We start from the raw sequence: 16,966 nt of genomic DNA, 5'->3' as shown, positions 1-16,966 counted from the left end.
AGATGATAAATGACAATATTATCAAGAGCATCGTGGGTCTCCTTTGAATATGATAAAAGTGCATTGTCGCTAAAGGGACATTTAGTGATATGCACAATGTGGGTTTAGAATCAGTTATTTAACTGGTTTGAGTAAAGCGAGCGCATCGAGGTTTAACACGGTGTGTTTGTATAGATGCGTTTTGGATTTTGAAATGACATGTTCAGCCCGTAATACTGCCGCTAAAAAAGCAGCATTATTGGCACTTTTTCCTCTAAACAACGGATTAAATACGGTGGAGCTGAAGTGACTGTTACCTTTAATGGCCATTAAACAAGCTGATATGTCACTTTCAGCGATATCGTCTTGACTAAGAAAGCCGCCTCCGGTGCTTTTAGTTAAGCGAATGAAGCGTTCACCGGATTGATTCAGCGTAATGTCATAGTGTATTTTGCCTTTTGATTGACGATTAATCATTGAGCATTGCCCAGATTTAATGATAGTTGTCATGGGGCACTCCTAATTGTTCTTTATCAAAATAAACAAACCACCACCAATATCGTTGGTAATACGACAATGCAGTGAATAGCCAGCTAATACATCAATGAAATCGGGCTCAGTCATACAAAGCCATTGCAGCTCATCTAACATCGATAGTTCACTAGGGTTGATATGAATCAATTGACAGGCGCCTTCATCCCAAAAGGATTGTGCTTGTTCGAGAGACTCAAAGGGTGTGGTAAGATTGTTGATTAACGCTTTATAGACGTGTTTAGATAGACCAAGAGCAGCACGCTCTGGCCATAATGATGTGATATACATAATGGTATTTCCGATAAGTAAATATATTGAGATAGGGCCACTGTGCGTGACTCTGGCTAATGTGGAAGGACATCTTCCAATATAGATACTGATTTTTTCTCGGTTTAATTAATCAGTTACAGACGCTTAAATTACCTTTTTCCGCTCCTCATTAGAGTGATTGATATTGCAAAGGCAGATAAATGGATAAAAGATTCGATTGGTTTCCTGTGTTTAATAATGACAGCTTCACCCCGTTAGTTGATGAGTTGGTTGACAGAAGCATTGTGATGCTGAATCGAAGTGACCAAGGGGGCTCAAAGGAAAAGCGAGAACACGCATTAACACAGATTGCTCGACATATATTGTGCGCTTTATTCATTACTCATCAGCAAACAGGCATGCACAAACACCCCTTGTCAGTCAGTATCCCATTACATAAACGTCATTATAGTCTCGGCGATATAAATAAAATTCCCTATGTATACCCCAACAAGGTTGAAGTGGTATTTAAAGCTCTGGAGGCATTAAATTGGATAGAAGTAGTAAAAGGGAGATACAGCTCTTCATATAAAATGAGCGTGACAGTGATGACAGTCCAGGACGTATTGGCGATTAAATTTGCTGCGTTAAATATTCACTGGCTGGAGCAAGTCCCTTTACCATTAGCTAAATTAGTAGAAGTCAGAGACAAAGATATAGAAACCAAGCAAGCCAGCTTAATACCCTTAGATAGCTTATCTGAGCAAAACTTGCTACATGATTATCAACAAAACCTACATACCATTAATGCCCATCTTGTCCAGCAATGCATTCATCTTGATGTCACCGATGAACAACTGGCTCAAGTCTTAAAACGCAAGGGTATCAATGAGCAGACTCAAGCACCTTATGAACACTTTATTGATATGAGTATGGTGCAATTGCGGCGTATATTTGCAAAAGGACGCTTAGATAGAGGCGGGCGCTTTTATGGTGGATGGTGGCAAGGTATATCTGGGGAGCATCGACCGGTGATACGCATCAACAACAAAAAAACAATAGAGGTAGATTACTCTGGGATAGCGATTAATATCATTTATGCCCTCAAAAAGACACGACTTGACCCCAATAAAGATGTGTATGATATCGGATTACCAAACTGGCAAGGTAAGAATGACAAACGACGCCCCATGATTAAAAAGGTATTTAATGCGTTTATCAATGATGAAAAATGCAATTACCATTTATCAGGCGCTGCTATAAAAGTACTAGGATGTAATACTCAAGCGCTAAAAGATAAAATCATTCAAACTCACCCAGTGATGGCAGATGTGTTTGCGACTGATATTGGACTTCAAGCTCAATATCTTGATAGCTGTGTAGCAGAGGATGTGATGCTAAGCCTACTGAAGCTAGGGATAACCTGCTTGCCTATCCATGATAGTTTCATTGTGACTGTCTCTCACTACTCTATACTCGAAAAGCAAATGTTTGAAAGCTACCAAAAGGTCATGGGGGCGCCAATAGTGCTAAAAGATGAAGTCATTAAATCCCATCGCACTTTAACAACGAAGAATAAAGATATGGCTAGTCGTCCTATAGACTCAGATATTCTTTCTAATGAAGACTTACTCAACGAATACGAATACCGTCAGCAAGGGAACTTAATGCAGAACTACTTTAAGAGCTATAAAGATACCTTTAATGATACTAATAGATGTACTTCTTATAAGACTTAATAAGAATAAGAAGAGGTAATAACAATAGGTCTTTAATGACCCCTTAGATATCCCTAAGGGAAAGCATCAAGGGACTCTCTAGGTATCCCTCATAAGTGGCCCCAACTTTAATATTCATAAAAATCCATTTTAAAGTTGAGCCAAACTACATAATTTAGTAATACCATCCTAGTCTTTAGGTGCTAACAGTTCTTTTGGCACCATCCATGTATCACCTCCAGCAAATATATTTAGTAATGATAGGAGATCGTTTTTATTCTTAACATTTACCTCCCCACCCAAGTCGGACAAAATGTAACATTTGAAATAATGCTAATAAAAATGAGGGCACCCGCTAGTGTTGTAGGAAATAATTTTTGTTCCATAAATCCGTATTCATAAGCCTGTAAAATTTCACCTATGGAAGATACAACTTGTAATACAGGGATTTTAATAAAATAGGGCATTATTTAATGCCCTTAAATGAGAAATGGTTTTATCTCCGAATTTCAATAATTGCTGTATCTCCGGTGACCTCTTTTAGCTCGAGTGAAAGTTCTTTGAACTTTAATGGATTATTTTGTTTTAACTCAAACTCATCTTTATTATCTGAAGATTTTATGTATACAGAATTTTCATTTATTGAATGGATTGTAAAGAAATTTTTATTAGAATTAACTAATTCTACAAATCCTATACTAGATTCAAAATCATCTGGCTTAATTAAGTCTTTAATTGTTGACGCTGACATTCCAAAAATTGGCTCTCTGATAGTGAGTGAGTAACTCTTATTCTTTTCCTCACTTAAATCATAAGTTAATAGGTATGAGACATTACTTGAACTTGACTTGTAGTTAACATAGTCAGAAACATAATCGTCTTTATCATAAGTTGGGGCTTTACATAAAAGTTTGTCTTTGAGCAAGCGTATGTACCAGCTTCCCATAGTATAAACGTATGCAGCATCAAATTTAGGAAGGATGCAATTTGTATAGAAACCAGTTCTACTTAACGCAACAAGATCACCACTACGATATTCAGTTTTACTTGTAGGGACTAATTCTGTAATTGTTTTATTAATTATAGCATTTGGATTTAGAACCAAATTACTAAATTTGTGATTATTTAAAAAATTAATGCTCTTTCTTTGAGCATCCGCAGCCATTTTATTACCAAGGTCTAAAACAGCCTGCTGAGCGGCATTTCCAGAAGCAACAATATTGTCCATTTTAGCCATCTTTGAACCATATTCTCCTGCTTCATAAACTGTAGGACAATAACCATTTCCGTATGTACTGAAAACTTCATTACAGCTGCGGTCAGGATTCCAAACTCTTGCTTCTTTACAAACTGAATTGTCAGAACGTGATGGACGAGTTTTTGCCCCTGGGCAGTCGCCACTTCGATATGTTTTAGGTTTTGGGGAAATAGAAATTGAATTCATTTGACTAACTTGCAATTCCTGTTCCCAAATGCCGCTAGGTATTTCGTCTATTTTAATTCTCTGTGCAGAAAGACCAGAGCAGCCACTTAACAAAAAGATAGCTGTAAAAAATATAGATAATATTTTCATTATTAATTTCCACAGTTAATTTAATATTAAGTATAATATACATATAATCTTAGATATATTATATAAGAAAAATTCTTAGTTAATATTGGTTATTCAATCTTATCTTCTAAACTACATTAAGGGGTGTAAAGATATCTTTAATGATAATGATAATGATAGATGTTCTTCTCATCCGTATTTAATAAGATTAAGACGAAGTAATAATAGTAGGCATTTAATGGTCCCTAAGATATCCCTTAGGGAAAGCATAATGGGACTCTCTGGGTATCCTTTATTTTATAGATTACAAAAGCTATTTGTTTAAACGGTTAAGTTAATCGCCAATTCGGTATATTTTCAGTAATTATTTATCTGAGAAGAAGATTTTTATTTATAAAGATTAACCGCTTTCTCCAGTTTTTCTTCTTTTTGGTCAATTAACAGAGAAAAAAAGTCAAGCCCAGTCAAAGTTTCTAACTTATCAATTGATACAGCAAAATTTGGGTCATTAAACGATTTTCTTTCTAAAATGCATGAGTTATCAACCACAGATTTCTTATTATGTGGAAATAGAAATGAGTATACTTCTTTTAATGAACCATCGAGGTTTGTAAATACTAGAATCTTAAAATAAGCGTGAGGAACTGCTATATCAGAGCTGGGTCCTATATATTCAACATGATTCCCATCATAAAAAACAGGTCCTGCAAATATGTGAACAGTTTTCCTTTGTTTTTGAACAAGTTCCCTTCGAACATGTGTTTCTAGATTATACCAAACCCCACCAGCTCCATTGAAACATTTTTGGTCTTGTGGAGTAATGTTTGACATATAGTTTATTTCAAAGACTGTTTTTTCATCTTCTGGATCTGATAGGCTTCCACCCGCGTAAATTTCATCACCATCACGATCACCTCCAGAAGTAAAAAATGGTGTTAAGTGACCTCGTGAATAACCTGAATGTGTATAGTCCTTGTATACTACCGGATTTTCAATATCTGGGTCTGCTCTAAATTTTTTAAACTTTCCCTTTCTAGGTGGAGTTTTCAAATAATCAGGTGCTACTGTATAGAAAACCCAACGAGGAATCCTTTTTTGATAGTCATACTCTGTTACGTAAGCAGTACGTTCCAAGATCGGGTTACTTGATAGTTTTCCTAGAAATACATCAGCTGAGCTTTCGAAACAAATTAAAAATAATATCGATATAAAAGTTAATTTATTCATTTACGGACCTTCTTTATATTTTGAAGTATAGTTCATTTACTTGATAAGTAAATTTCCTTAACAAAATTATATATCATTTAGCTAAGTCATAGATTTAACTTCAATGTTTTATTTTTGTATTCATTCAAGAAAAAATTTTTAGATGAATTTTTATTTTCTCATGCTAGGTTTGTAATTTATAAGATATTACTAATAATTTTTTATATGAAAAATATTGGCGACTCATTGTTTTAGAGCTAAGCTAGTTGAATAGATTTTTGAATTCATAATGCTTTGAGAACAATAGTTTAGCTTAATTGGCTTGGGTTTTTATCGACTAAGGAAAAGTCAGATGATATAGTTATTATAGCCTTGAATATCGATAGGAACTCCTGTTTCAAAAACATCTACTACAGGCAAGCCATAAAGTTAAACAGTAATTACATTATTAAGGAAGCGTTTCATGCTTAGCAGTTTAATAAAAAATAAAAAAATGATATCTGTTTATAAGCCGATTGAATTTCCCATAGTTGACAACGAAGAGATTAGTAATGAATTTAACGTTGTTGTTGCAGCGAGGGAGCAAGCAAAAAAGAACCTTCCAAAAGAAACAGCAAAAAGTCCTGATTTTAATGAAGTAGATTACCGTAAAAAAATGCAGACTAAAGTCATGCAAGCTTCGCATAGTGTTCAACAAGCATTAAATGATATTGGAAATTCGATAAATGATTTCAGTATTGAAAATGAAATCAACGAATCAAAGCGATTGGACAAGAAATATGAAGAAGAGTTGGCCTCAATATTTGCTGAAAAGAAAAGTGAACTAATTGATGCGAAGAAACAGTTGGAACTCGCAGAGGAAGATCTCCAGCAGTTTAAACGGACTAATAAAATTAATAGAGAACCCAATTATCCGTTAAGTAAGATCAAAGCTATAGGAATCGTAGCAATAGTGTTGTTAGTCGAAGTTCTAATCAATGGCAATTTTTTTGCTATGGGCAGTGATGCAGGATTGATGGGAGGGGTTTTTATTGCTTCAACAATTTCGATTGTCAACGTAAGTTTAGGGTTTATAGTTGGCTCATGGTTATTTATACAAGCAAATTCAATTAAAAAATTAATTCGTATTTACTCAAGAATCGGTTATTTAATTATCATTATTTTTGCCTTCTTTTTTAATTATATTGTTGCAGTTTGGAGAAAAGCCTTAGAAGTTTTACCTGATGAGGCGGAAGAGCAGTTTTGGATATTTTTGAATTCGGGTGTTTCGTCTATTTGGGATGTAAGTTCATTGGGTCTTTTTGCTGTTGGTTTAGTATGTTTTGCTATAGCTGCATATGAGGGGTATAGGTTTGATGATTCTTACCCCGGATATGGAAAGATGTCTAGGCAAAGAAATGTTTGTCGTGAAATATTGCAAGAAGAGCGTAAAGAATTAGCAGAGACCGTAAACATCAAGTTTGAAGAGTATGAAGAGTGGTTAGATGATAAGTATGCGCAAATAAAAAATTTAAAACGCAATTTATCAAGTTCGATCAGCTCTTTTGAGCAGCAAAAGAGTATTTTTGATAATTATGTAACTCATTTAGAAGGTGCCTTAGAATACATACTAAAGTTATATAGGGAAACGAATCATGCTGAAAGAAGTGAGCCAGATCCTATTTTCTTTGATGATGTTATAGATAGCAAAATTCCATTTACCCCTTTTCATTTTATTAAAGAGGATAAAACTAAAGAGATCCAATCTTCACTTGATGACTTTACAACTTATAAGCCTCAAATTTTAGATGGTCTCTCTGTTTCTAGGAAAAAATATATAGATTTAATTACCGAGATTTGTGAAAAATGAGTAGAACTAAAAATCGGAAAAAAAAAGCAGATTTGCAAGGCATTGTTTTATTGGGAGTAGTTGTACTATCAATACTTTGTGGTGGATTTTATTATTTCAAAATTCAAAGTGAGATTGTTTCAAGAAATAAAGTTGATTTATGCAGGGACGACGGTTTTGTTGCACGAGAAACTGCAATAATAATTGATGCTACTGATGATTTTAACGAATCTCAGGCTTTAATAGTAAAAAAAGAATTTGAGAAAGTCATTGGCAAATCTTTAATTGATGAGAGATTTTCTGTGTATGTTATAAATGAGAATATTTCAGATAAAAAACCGCTTGTAGTCGCATGTAACGCCGGTGACGGGAGCGACAAAAACGAATATACATCAAATTTACGTCGTTTAAAACTAGCTTGGGAACAACAATTCTTCAATAAAATTGTCGGTCAGATTGATGAATTAGTGGGTGAACATGAAGCCGATGAGTCACCAATCATGGAGTTTATAAAATTTGTTTCTGTCGAAACATTTTACTCCTCTAATGCAAATGATAAAAGACTTATTATTGTTTCGGATATGCTTCATCATACGTCTTCTTTTTCACACTATACACCGACCACCAATTTCTTTAATTCTTCTTATTCGCTGGAAGTTAGGCCATATTTAGAAGATATCGAAGTCAACGTGTTATATGTTTATAGACCGCAATATGCAGCGTTACAAAATAGAAAGCATATAGAATTTTGGGAAAAGTATTTTTCAGATGGTAATGGAAGTTTAGTGCGCGTTAAAACTATTAATTAGAATCAAGGATTATGCTGTGGAAGAAAGTAAGGTTATCAGTGGTAGATATACAAAAGTAGTTGAAGATATCTCCGTAAGAAATACATTCCTGATTACATTGTCTATCGGTGTTATAGGTATTCTTGTTGGAATTGCCATTGCAAACACATTGATATCTTTAGTCATCCCTATCGTTGTAATGGCTGTCTACATTGTTATTACATACTTTTCCAAGAGTGATCTGCCAATGACTATCATTGGTGACAGTTATTACTATCAAGGTTTTATTTTTACCTTAACTGCATTAATGGGGTCGTTATTCTCGCTTGGTATTAATGAAAAAGTAGATATGAATGCAATGGTCGCTAGTTTTGGTGCAGCACTTATCACTACTATTATTGGATTAACAGCGAGACTATTTATAAATTCATTTTCAATAAACTCTCAACAACGCAGAGAAAAGTTAGAAGTAGAGATTGAAAGAGCATTAACGACCTTTAGTGGACAATTAGAAGTATTAACTACTCAAGTAGTTTCTTCCATCAACAACGTACATGCGAATACCCAGGAATCTCTTCAAAAGACTATTTCACAGTACGATAAAATGAATGAAAAAATAGTAGAAAACCAGATTAGGACTTCAATAGAAGGTCATTCTAAAGTTGAAAAAGCTATGGGTGAGCTTGCCGAAAAAATTAACGCTGTATCAGTCAGCCCAGATATAATATCTCGACCTATCCAAGAGTCGTTAAATGAAATTTTATCGGTATTAAGTGAGATTGATCAAAAATACACATCTCACCTTTCTCAATTCGATAAGAATGCGAATAAGTTGACTATTCAAATGGATAATACAGCAAATCAAATTGACGTATTTGTTAATGGACTTAGTGAGAAGATATCCTCATCAATTGCTTCCAGTAATAAGGAAATATCATTAGAAATAGAATCAAGCTCTCGTAAGATGCTTCAAAGTTTAGACACAATTGAATCGCTGAAGTCTAGAACAAATAATGAAGTAGAAATTCAGCTGACATCACTTGCAAAGTCAGTTTCTGATACCGTACAACAATTGAATGAGTTTGGAACGCCTGTAAAAAGTGTTTCTGAACAAGTTTTGAGAGGGGTAGAAACAATAAGCAAAGGTCTTACTGAGTTAGAAACTAACATTGAAAAAACCTCAAGTAGTATCGTTAATCTGCAAGGAACAAACACAAATATTTCAGAGCTTGCTGAAAATGTTAAGTCTTTGAATAAAGAAATTGAATTAGGTGTTAGTTTAAACAAGCAGGCTAATGATAAGGTCGTCGCTGCTACAAATGCCACTGAGCAGGGATCATTACAACTAGCTAAAGATATCGCTACCGTCTACAAAGAACTATCAAAACAAATAGAAAGAATAAGGGAAGTTCCTTAAATGTCAGGTTTAATGCAAGAGCGCGGGAATTCAATAATAGAAACGTCTTTGACGGAATTGGCGTTTGTTTTTTTCTTTATATTGCTAATTTTTTCTGCCTGGAAAATCTCGGATGTTTCAGCTAAATTGGAGGAATCTGAGGTTCAATCAACTGAGCAGAATGAAACAATTGTCCAATTGCGTGAAGCTTTAAATTCTTCATCAGAATTCTTTAAATTAGTAAAAGATTCCGCCCCCGAAGAAATATTTAATGAATTAGTCCTTGGCAGAGAAGCGGTTTCTGAACTGCAAAAGAAGAATCAAGAGCTTGACGCATTAGAAACGACCGTGTCTGAGTTGACAGAAAATTTAGGTAAAGAGTCTATTGAAGAAGTCGCTAAATCAATAAAGGAATTAGAAGAAGCTAAGAAGCAGGTTAGTGAGAAAGGTTTTGATAAAGAGGACTTTGTAGATAATATCAATGATGTATTGAGAGAAGTATCTGACTTTAAAGGGCAGAATATAAACCTGAGACGCAAATTAGAGAAACTTGGTAATGGTTTAGATCATCCCCCATGTTGGGCAGACGAAATAACAGGTGATATTCAGTATGTGTTCAATATAGTCATAAATGAGTCTAACTTAGAGGTATTTTCTGGATGGCCGGAAGCAAGAAGGATTGAAGCTGAAAACAACATTAATATTCTTCGTGTTGTTGGCAGATATGAACGTAATACAGATTTATGGGAGCAGAGCGAGTCATTATTTAAAGAATCTGTTGTCAAAGAATGTCGTCATTTTGTGAGGGTCTATGACCACGCTGAATCTAAGAATGCATTTAAAATGTTCATGTTAGGTATTGAAACTCACTTTTATAAATTTTTGAGCAGAATGCAATATGAACGATAAAGATTATCAAAAAGATCAAGCTAGAAGAGATACTTTTTTATCTCAAACAAGCAAAACGATTTTGAAAATAGATGAATTAATTGAAAAAAGACGAACAAATAAAATGTCTAAAATTAAAAGCTTTTATAGGTTTATTTTAAATATGAATGATAAATCAACTTGAATTATATGTTAATCAATAGTCTCTGATATCTCAGACAATTTCTCAGTTGCTCCTGATATAGGTTCTCGAAGTTTACTGGCGGCAGCGCTAATTTTGCTTCACAAAAGCCATGTTTTAGCCAATACTATATTTTGATTTTCTCATTGATAACTATCTTTGCTGATAGTTGAGGGAATTTGCTATTCAAAACTGCTATCTTTTTTGGGAGGATTACAATTTATAACCTTCTCATTCTAAAATGCAAAAATAACTAGACTATAATGTTGCATGCACAAAGGTTTAAATGAGTGCGCCAACTAACACCACTAGAATGGTTCGTATATGAACTTAAAATGCTCAATAAAATAAAGAAAGAAAAAATGGTGGCCCGACCCCGACTTGAACGGGGGACCTGCCGATTATGAGCTAAACTGAATGGTACTATATTACTAGTATAATCAATGGCTTATTACTTTGATGTTGTTTTTTCCGCCTTGTAACCATCGGAAAGTTAACGGAAATACATCCAGTCCATGCTGCATATCCAAAAGTACTCAGCGGAAAAGCGAAAAAAATAATAAAAAGCCCCTCCACCTACCCATATGATATGAGTAAGCAGAGGGGCTGTTAGTTTTCAGATTTGAATCGCTGCAATTTGACAAGCTTCACAGAGTATCTCTTGTGATACTTTGGCGTAGCGAAGTGTCGTTCCCATCGAACCTTAAAGACGAAGAATAAAAATATCGTTAGCCGGCCTATAGACTCAGATATTTATTTCTAATAAAGACTTACTCAAAGAATACGAGTACCGTCAGCAGGGAAACTTAATGCAGAGCTACTTTAAAAGCTATCAATATATCCTTGAGGATAAGAATAGATGTTCCTCTGTTTAGGACTTAATAAGAATAAGAAGAGGTAATAACAATAGGTCTTTAATGGACTCTAAGGTATCCCTTAGGGATAGCATCAAGGGACTCTCTTTGTATCCCTCACAAATGGCCCCAACTCTAATCTTTCAGTTTATCACGATGATAGCTCTCTAAGACGTTTCCTTATATAGAACTGGGCACTAATGAAACAACATTAGTGCCCGTGAGTACTATGAATTCGCTTTGCTATGAACTAATCGGTATAACACAGGCAACACTATCAGCGTTAAAAGTGTTGACGATATTATTCCACCGATAACAACCGTCGCTAGCGGACGCTGCACCTCTGCTCCCGTTCCTACATTCAGCGCCATTGGCACAAAACCAAGGCTAGCAACCAATGCCGTCATCAATACCGGCCGCAAACGCGTTAATGCACCGTCAACAATAGCGTTAATTAACTCTCCTGTCTCTTCCAGCCTTTGGCGAATAAACGACAACATAACCAAACCGTTAAGCACAGCAATGCCAGACAGCGCTATGAAACCAACGCCTGCTGATATAGACAAGGGCATGTCTCTCACCCATAGCGCAAAAACGCCACCTGTTAATGCTAAAGGCACGCCAGTGAAAATTATCAGTGCATCTTTCACCGAGCCAAAGGCAATGACTAGCAATGCAAGAATTAAGAAAAGCGTCGCTGGGACAACAAGGCTCAATCGCTGACTCGCACTTTCAAGCTGCTCGAACGTGCCTCCATAATCGACCCAATAACCACTTGGTAATACAACATTTTCTGCTATTTGCATTTTTGCTTCAGTAACAAACGAGCCTAGGTCGCGCTCTCTTACATTGGCTGTCACCACAATACGGCGCTTGGCGTTTTCTCGGCTGATTTGACTGGGTATACTGGCATGTTCAAGTGTTGCAACCTCTGCTATAGGCACATAATCACCAGTCCCTGTCATAATAGCTATGCTGCCTAGCGTATCAAGATTATTGCGAATATTCTCTGAGTAGCGCACCACTATCTCAAATCGCCTGTCGCCCTCGAATATCAAGCCCGCTTCTTTACCTCCAACCGATGCGCTTAGCCATGTTTGCAGGTCAGTAACATCCAAATTATAACGCGCTAAAGCATAAGGTTTGGGGTTCACGGTAAAGATGGGAATTTCATCAACTTGCTCAACACGGGCATCAGCCGCACCCGGAATCTCTTGCAAAACGGCTAAGATATCACCAGCCGAATCGCGCAGTTTATTTAAATCATCACCATAAATTTTTATCCCCAAATCAGCTCTAACGCCACTAATTAATTCGTTAAACCGCATTTGTATAGGTTGAGTAAACTCGTAATTATTGCCGGGTACGCTTTGCAGCTCACGCTCCATTTGCTCAACAAATTCGACTTTGGATAAAGTAGGATCTGGCCATTGGTCGATAGGTTTCAACATTACAAAGGTATCGGTAACATTGGGCGGCATCGCATCGGTGGCAACTTCTGCCGTGCCCGTTTTAGCAAATACAGTGCTCACTTGTGGGTACTGCATAATGACGTCTTCAAGTCTTTTTTGCATATCCACGGCTTGCTCAATGCCAGTGCCGGGCACTCGCATTGCGTGCAAGGCAATATCCCCCTCATCCAGTTGAGGAATAAATTCAGAGCCAAGACGCATGCTTAGCCAAACGCTCACAATAACCAGTAATGTCGCTGAGCCTATTACCAACCAACGTAGCTTCAGCGCCCATAACAGAACAGGACGATAGACCGATTTCGCCCCCACTATGATTGGGCTCTCTTTTTCACTGACTTTACCCGACATAAACATCGCAACGGCTGCTGGCACAATGGTGATTGAGAACACCATCGCAGCAAGTAATGCCAAGATGACGGTGGCTGCCATCGGGTGAAACATCTTCCCTTCTACCCCTGTTAAACTGAAAATGGGGATATACACGATTGTAATAATCATCACGCCAAACAGACTCGGCCGTATAACCTCATTGGTTGCCTCATACACGACTTCGAGCCTTTCCTTGATGGGCAGCACTGAGCCGGTTCGCCTCTGCGCTTCACTTAATCGCCTGATACAGTTTTCAACAATAATGACTGCACCATCCACAATTAACCCGAAGTCTAGTGCCCCTAAGCTCATTAAGTTTGCGCTAACGCCTGTTTGCACCATCCCTGTTATTGTGGCGAGCATCGCCAGCGGTATCACAGCTGCGGTAATAATGGCTGCTCTTATATTGCCAAGCAGCAGAAACAACACCACAATCACTAGCAATGCGCCTTCAACAAGGTTTTTGCGAACGGTGTTGATGGCTTTATCAACCAGTGCGGTCCTATCGTAAACAGTTTCTATTACCACACCTTCGGGCAAGCTAGCTTGGATTTCATCCACTTTATCAGCCACTGCCAAGGCCACGGCACGACTATTCTCACCAATGAGCATCATGGCAGTGCCTAAGACGGTTTCCTTACCCTCTCGTGTCGCAGCCCCCGTTCGAAGCTCCTTGCCAATAGCGACGTCGGCAATATCGTTCACGGTCACTGGAGACTGGTTAGCGAGTGTCACCACGACATTACCAATATCTTCAATTGTGGCCAGCTGCGCTTGAGAGCGCACCAGTATTTGTTGACCGTTGCGTTCAACATATCCCGCACCTTGATTGGCATTATTGCGCCTCAATGCTCGCAGCAGATCGTCAGTGCTCACACCATAATTAAGCATACGTTGAGGATCAGGATTCACATGATATTGCTTGGTAAAGCCGCCAATGGCGTTAACTTCGGTAATACCTTTTACTAACGCGAGTTGTGGCTTTACCACCCAGTCATGCAACTCTCTTAAAGCCATCGCATCAAAGTCTCTGCCATCGGATGTTAATGTGCCCGGCTCAGCGCTGAGCGTGTACATGTAGATTTCACCCAAACCGGTGGCAATCGGTCCCATCTCTGGCTCAATACCCTCTGGTAGCTGACTTTTAATAATGCCTATGCGCTCATTAATGAGGTTTCTGGCAAAATACAGGTCGGTGCCTTCTTCAAATACGGCGGTCACTTGAGACAAGCCATAACGAGATAGTGAACGGGTATAATCCAAGTTTGGTAAACCCGCTAGAGCGTTTTCTACCAAAAAGGTGATGCGTTGTTCAGTTTCGAGCGGCGAATAACCAGTTGCTTGTGTATTAATTTGTACTTGGACATTGGTGATGTCGGGTACGGCGTCAATAGGCAGCTTTTTATAACTAAATAAGCCAAAACCAATGACTAAAAAACTCAGCATCAAAAATATACCGCGCCTGTCTATTGCGATGCGAATAATGGAAGCTAGCATGTTAAGCCTCCTTTAAAGCCTTGCAGTGGCAAACATGTATATTCGGGTTGTATTGAGGCATTAATGGTCATGACCGGCCTCCGATTTTTCCAAATCTGCTTTGATCAGGTAACTGTTGGTAGCCACCACACGCTCACCTATTTCAATGCCGCTTATGACTTCAATAAAGCGACCATCGGTCACACCAAGCTGCACAGGGCGTGGTTTATATTCATTATCATGATTAACAAATACCACTTGCTTGTCTTCATACTCTTGCACGGCAGTAACAGGCACCATATGACTTACGGCCTTAGTGGCAGTGGTTACCTGCGCTTTTACCAAGGTGCCTAATGGCCAATAGCCACTACTATTGTCAACAGTGACATTGGCAAGCGAATGCGGACTACTATCGGCAGATGGTGTGAGGTAAGCAATTTCAGATAGCTGCTCAAAGTTTGCATGCCTTAATTCAACAGCTTGTCCTACCTTTATTTTGGAGAGGTGCTGCGAGAACACGGTTAACTGTGCCCACACATTCTTATAGTTGGCTAAAGAAAATAGTACTTGCCCGTTTGATAACTCACCATTGTTGGCATGCCGCGCGATAACGTTGCCATCAAAGGGAGATGTAATTGAGTAGCTTTTTAAACTCTCATTTGACTCTACGACCGCTAAAATATCTCCTTTTTTAACTGTGTCGCCAATGTTGACTTTGACATCTTTGATCACACCGTCAAAACGTGCTCTGATATGACTCAAAGAAGCAGGATCTGCACTTATTCGGCCATAAAGTGTGGTCGAAAGTGCAATGTCGCCAGCAATGACATTTGTGGTAGTGATCCCATTTTGCACAGCAGTCTCGTCGCTCATCGTAATGACTTCACCTGCGTGTTTATCATCCTCATGAGAATCACCGTCTGCATGTTTGTCTCCGCCGCTCACCGTCCCATGTATCATCATTAGCGTGACGCTTAAAACGAGTACTTTTAATATTGTGAATGTTTTTAATTGAGTAAATTTATTCATGATCGTTACTTCTTATCGAAATGTTTGATGGTTGCTGCATAGTGATGTTGTGCGCTAACTTTTTGGAAGCGCTTCTCTTTGCAGTATCCGTTTTTACAGTGGTGCTTTGTGAAGCCTTAAGTGCAAGACCGGTAAGCGTTTCAATTTCTGTTTTGCTTAGGTGCACCTGAGACGCCGCCTCAATTAATGTCAGGCGCGTATTTAAGAACTCTTGTCGAGTAGATACCCACTCCAAATAGCTAAACCGGCCATCTAAATAGGCGCTTTCGACTAAATCCAAGGCTTCTGTAAGAGGCGGTATGACAGTTTGTTGAATAGCGTCAACCTCTAATAATGCGCGGGTGTGCTCACCTAATGCTTGATTAACTGAATGTAAAAGACTGCGCACATTACTCTGTTTTTGCACCTCTATTGCATCAAGGCGAGCTTTTTGCGCCTCGTATTTACCTAGGTTTCGTTTTTGTTGAAACAGTGGCACGCTTATCCCGGCTATAAAAGCAGTTTCATCAATACCTTGTAGTCGCCGAACACCCGCTGACCATTCAATGTCAGCTCGATTGTTGGCTTGCACTAATCTAAGCTGCGCTGCTTGAACACGACTTTGTTTTGCGAACAACTCTATATGCGGACTACTTTGGATAGCGGCAGAAAGCATCTCGAATGACCCAATATCTTGAAACGCAAAAAGTTGACCTTCCACACGCTTAAAAGTGGGCGTATGTTCGCCCCACATGATGGCAAGACTTCGCAATGCAAATTGAAGAGCTTCTTGGGCTAATTTAACATCGAGTTTTGCTTGGGCTAGCGCTGCTTGGGCGCGTTTTTGCTCTAGCAATGGAGACGCGCCTGCATCAACGCGCTTAGAAACTGCGTTATAGGTATAGAGTGCAAGTGTCTCTGCGTCGTTTTGCACGTCTAAGGTGGCCTGTAATACGAGTGCTTCGATGTAACGACGATTCAGCTCGCCAAGGACATCTAATGTGCGTATTTTCTTTTCCACCTCATGTTGAATTTTACGCTCAGAGAGTACGTCCAATCTTGCGCTAGGCTTGTCGTTGAGCTGTAACACAGATGACAAGGTCAAACTGACTTCGAGCTCCTTAATGCCCGAAACCTCGCCGGTTCCCATAAAGTTCTCTAGTTCAATCCCAGCATTCAGTGCGGGTTTAAGCGCGGCGGTTTTTGAATCACCGTCAATTACTCGCTGTCTAAATTCAAACTCATACAAACTTGGATTATTGGAAAGTGTAAGTCTGATTGTATCTTCAAGGCTTAGCGTTTGTCGTACAGGCGCTTGAACACCTTCTTCTAAATAGCGACTAGTTTGCACCGCTTGTGCGGCAATTGGACTCAATGTCAAGCCCAGCATGCAAGCAAACGCAATGGCGCGTGCATGCACAAAAATATGAAACATTTTCATTAGAATATCCTAATAATTTATCAATAT

13 protein-coding genes are annotated in these 16,966 nt (G+C 38.3%); 6 read left to right on the top strand and 7 right to left on the bottom strand.

The genetic code is table 11. The features are described from left to right. Positions 1-114 precede the first annotated feature (114 nt). Complete coding sequence (locus tag G2999_RS11725; protein ID WP_010178739.1) at positions 115-489, bottom strand: hypothetical protein; 375 nt, start codon at positions 487-489, stop codon at positions 115-117. Positions 490-498: 9 nt separating this feature from the next. Continuing rightward, positions 499-801 carry a hypothetical protein gene (locus G2999_RS03405; RefSeq protein WP_010178737.1) on the bottom strand — a complete coding sequence of 101 codons (303 nt, stop codon included), beginning with the start codon at positions 799-801 and terminating at the stop codon, positions 499-501. A gap of 182 nt (positions 802-983) precedes the next feature. On the opposite strand from G2999_RS03405, the gene G2999_RS03400 reads away from it, so the two are divergent. Further along, complete coding sequence (locus G2999_RS03400) at positions 984-2,501, top strand: hypothetical protein (protein ID WP_010178735.1); 1,518 nt, start codon at positions 984-986, stop codon at positions 2,499-2,501. Between the two features lie 475 nt (positions 2,502-2,976). Here G2999_RS03400 and G2999_RS03390 read toward each other — a convergent pair whose 3' ends face one another. Then, positions 2,977-4,053: a hypothetical protein gene (locus G2999_RS03390; protein WP_010178730.1), complete on the bottom strand. Its 1,077-nt coding sequence runs from the start codon at positions 4,051-4,053 to the stop codon at positions 2,977-2,979. 366 nt (positions 4,054-4,419) lie between these two features. Continuing rightward, positions 4,420-5,259 (bottom strand): DNA/RNA non-specific endonuclease, encoded by an 840-nt coding sequence (locus G2999_RS03385; RefSeq protein ID WP_010178728.1) that lies wholly within the window; start codon positions 5,257-5,259, stop codon positions 4,420-4,422. A gap of 442 nt (positions 5,260-5,701) precedes the next feature. Here G2999_RS03385 and G2999_RS03380 point away from each other — a divergent pair, with 442 nt between their 5' ends. From G2999_RS03380 to G2999_RS12865, 5 genes are read left to right on the top strand one after another with little or no spacing between them, the layout of a single operon-like run. Continuing rightward, positions 5,702-7,087: a hypothetical protein gene (locus G2999_RS03380; RefSeq protein ID WP_010178726.1), complete on the top strand. Its 1,386-nt coding sequence runs from the start codon at positions 5,702-5,704 to the stop codon at positions 7,085-7,087. Continuing rightward, on the top strand, positions 7,084-7,875 hold the full coding sequence (locus G2999_RS12570; RefSeq protein WP_010178724.1) for a hypothetical protein: 792 nt from the start codon (positions 7,084-7,086) through the stop codon (positions 7,873-7,875). Before G2999_RS03380 ends, G2999_RS12570 begins: the two co-directional genes overlap by 4 nt. A 16-nt stretch (positions 7,876-7,891) precedes the next feature. Further along, complete coding sequence (locus G2999_RS03365; RefSeq protein ID WP_010178722.1) at positions 7,892-9,271, top strand: hypothetical protein; 1,380 nt, start codon at positions 7,892-7,894, stop codon at positions 9,269-9,271. Then, the gene (locus tag G2999_RS03360) at positions 9,272-10,159 is read left to right on the top strand and encodes a hypothetical protein (protein WP_010178719.1); all 888 of its coding nucleotides are present in this window, start codon (positions 9,272-9,274) and stop codon (positions 10,157-10,159) included. It begins immediately after the preceding gene. Continuing rightward, the gene (locus G2999_RS12865) at positions 10,149-10,322 is read left to right on the top strand and encodes a hypothetical protein (RefSeq protein ID WP_010178717.1); all 174 of its coding nucleotides are present in this window, start codon (positions 10,149-10,151) and stop codon (positions 10,320-10,322) included. Before G2999_RS03360 ends, G2999_RS12865 begins: the two co-directional genes overlap by 11 nt. Before the next feature lie 1,078 nt (positions 10,323-11,400). On the opposite strand, the gene G2999_RS03350 is transcribed toward G2999_RS12865, so the two are convergent. From G2999_RS03350 to G2999_RS03340, 3 genes are read right to left on the bottom strand one after another with little or no spacing between them, the layout of a single operon-like run. Beyond that, entirely contained in the window at positions 11,401-14,511 is a 3,111-nt protein-coding gene (locus G2999_RS03350; RefSeq protein ID WP_010178715.1) for an efflux RND transporter permease subunit, read from the bottom strand. 60 nt (positions 14,512-14,571) lie between these two features. Continuing rightward, on the bottom strand, positions 14,572-15,519 hold the full coding sequence (locus G2999_RS03345; protein WP_010178713.1) for an efflux RND transporter periplasmic adaptor subunit: 948 nt from the start codon (positions 15,517-15,519) through the stop codon (positions 14,572-14,574). Continuing rightward, a complete protein-coding gene (locus G2999_RS03340) occupies positions 15,512-16,939 on the bottom strand; it encodes a TolC family protein (RefSeq protein WP_010178711.1) in 1,428 nt (475 codons plus the stop codon). Before G2999_RS03340 ends, G2999_RS03345 begins: the two co-directional genes overlap by 8 nt. Between the last annotated feature and the right edge of the window lie 27 nt (positions 16,940-16,966).

Source organism: Glaciecola sp. HTCC2999 (genome assembly GCF_000155775.1).
Classification (GTDB): domain Bacteria; phylum Pseudomonadota; class Gammaproteobacteria; order Enterobacterales; family Alteromonadaceae; genus Opacimonas.
The sequence above is the reverse complement of the archived record's forward strand: the minus strand, read 5'-3'. Positions and strand labels throughout refer to the sequence as shown.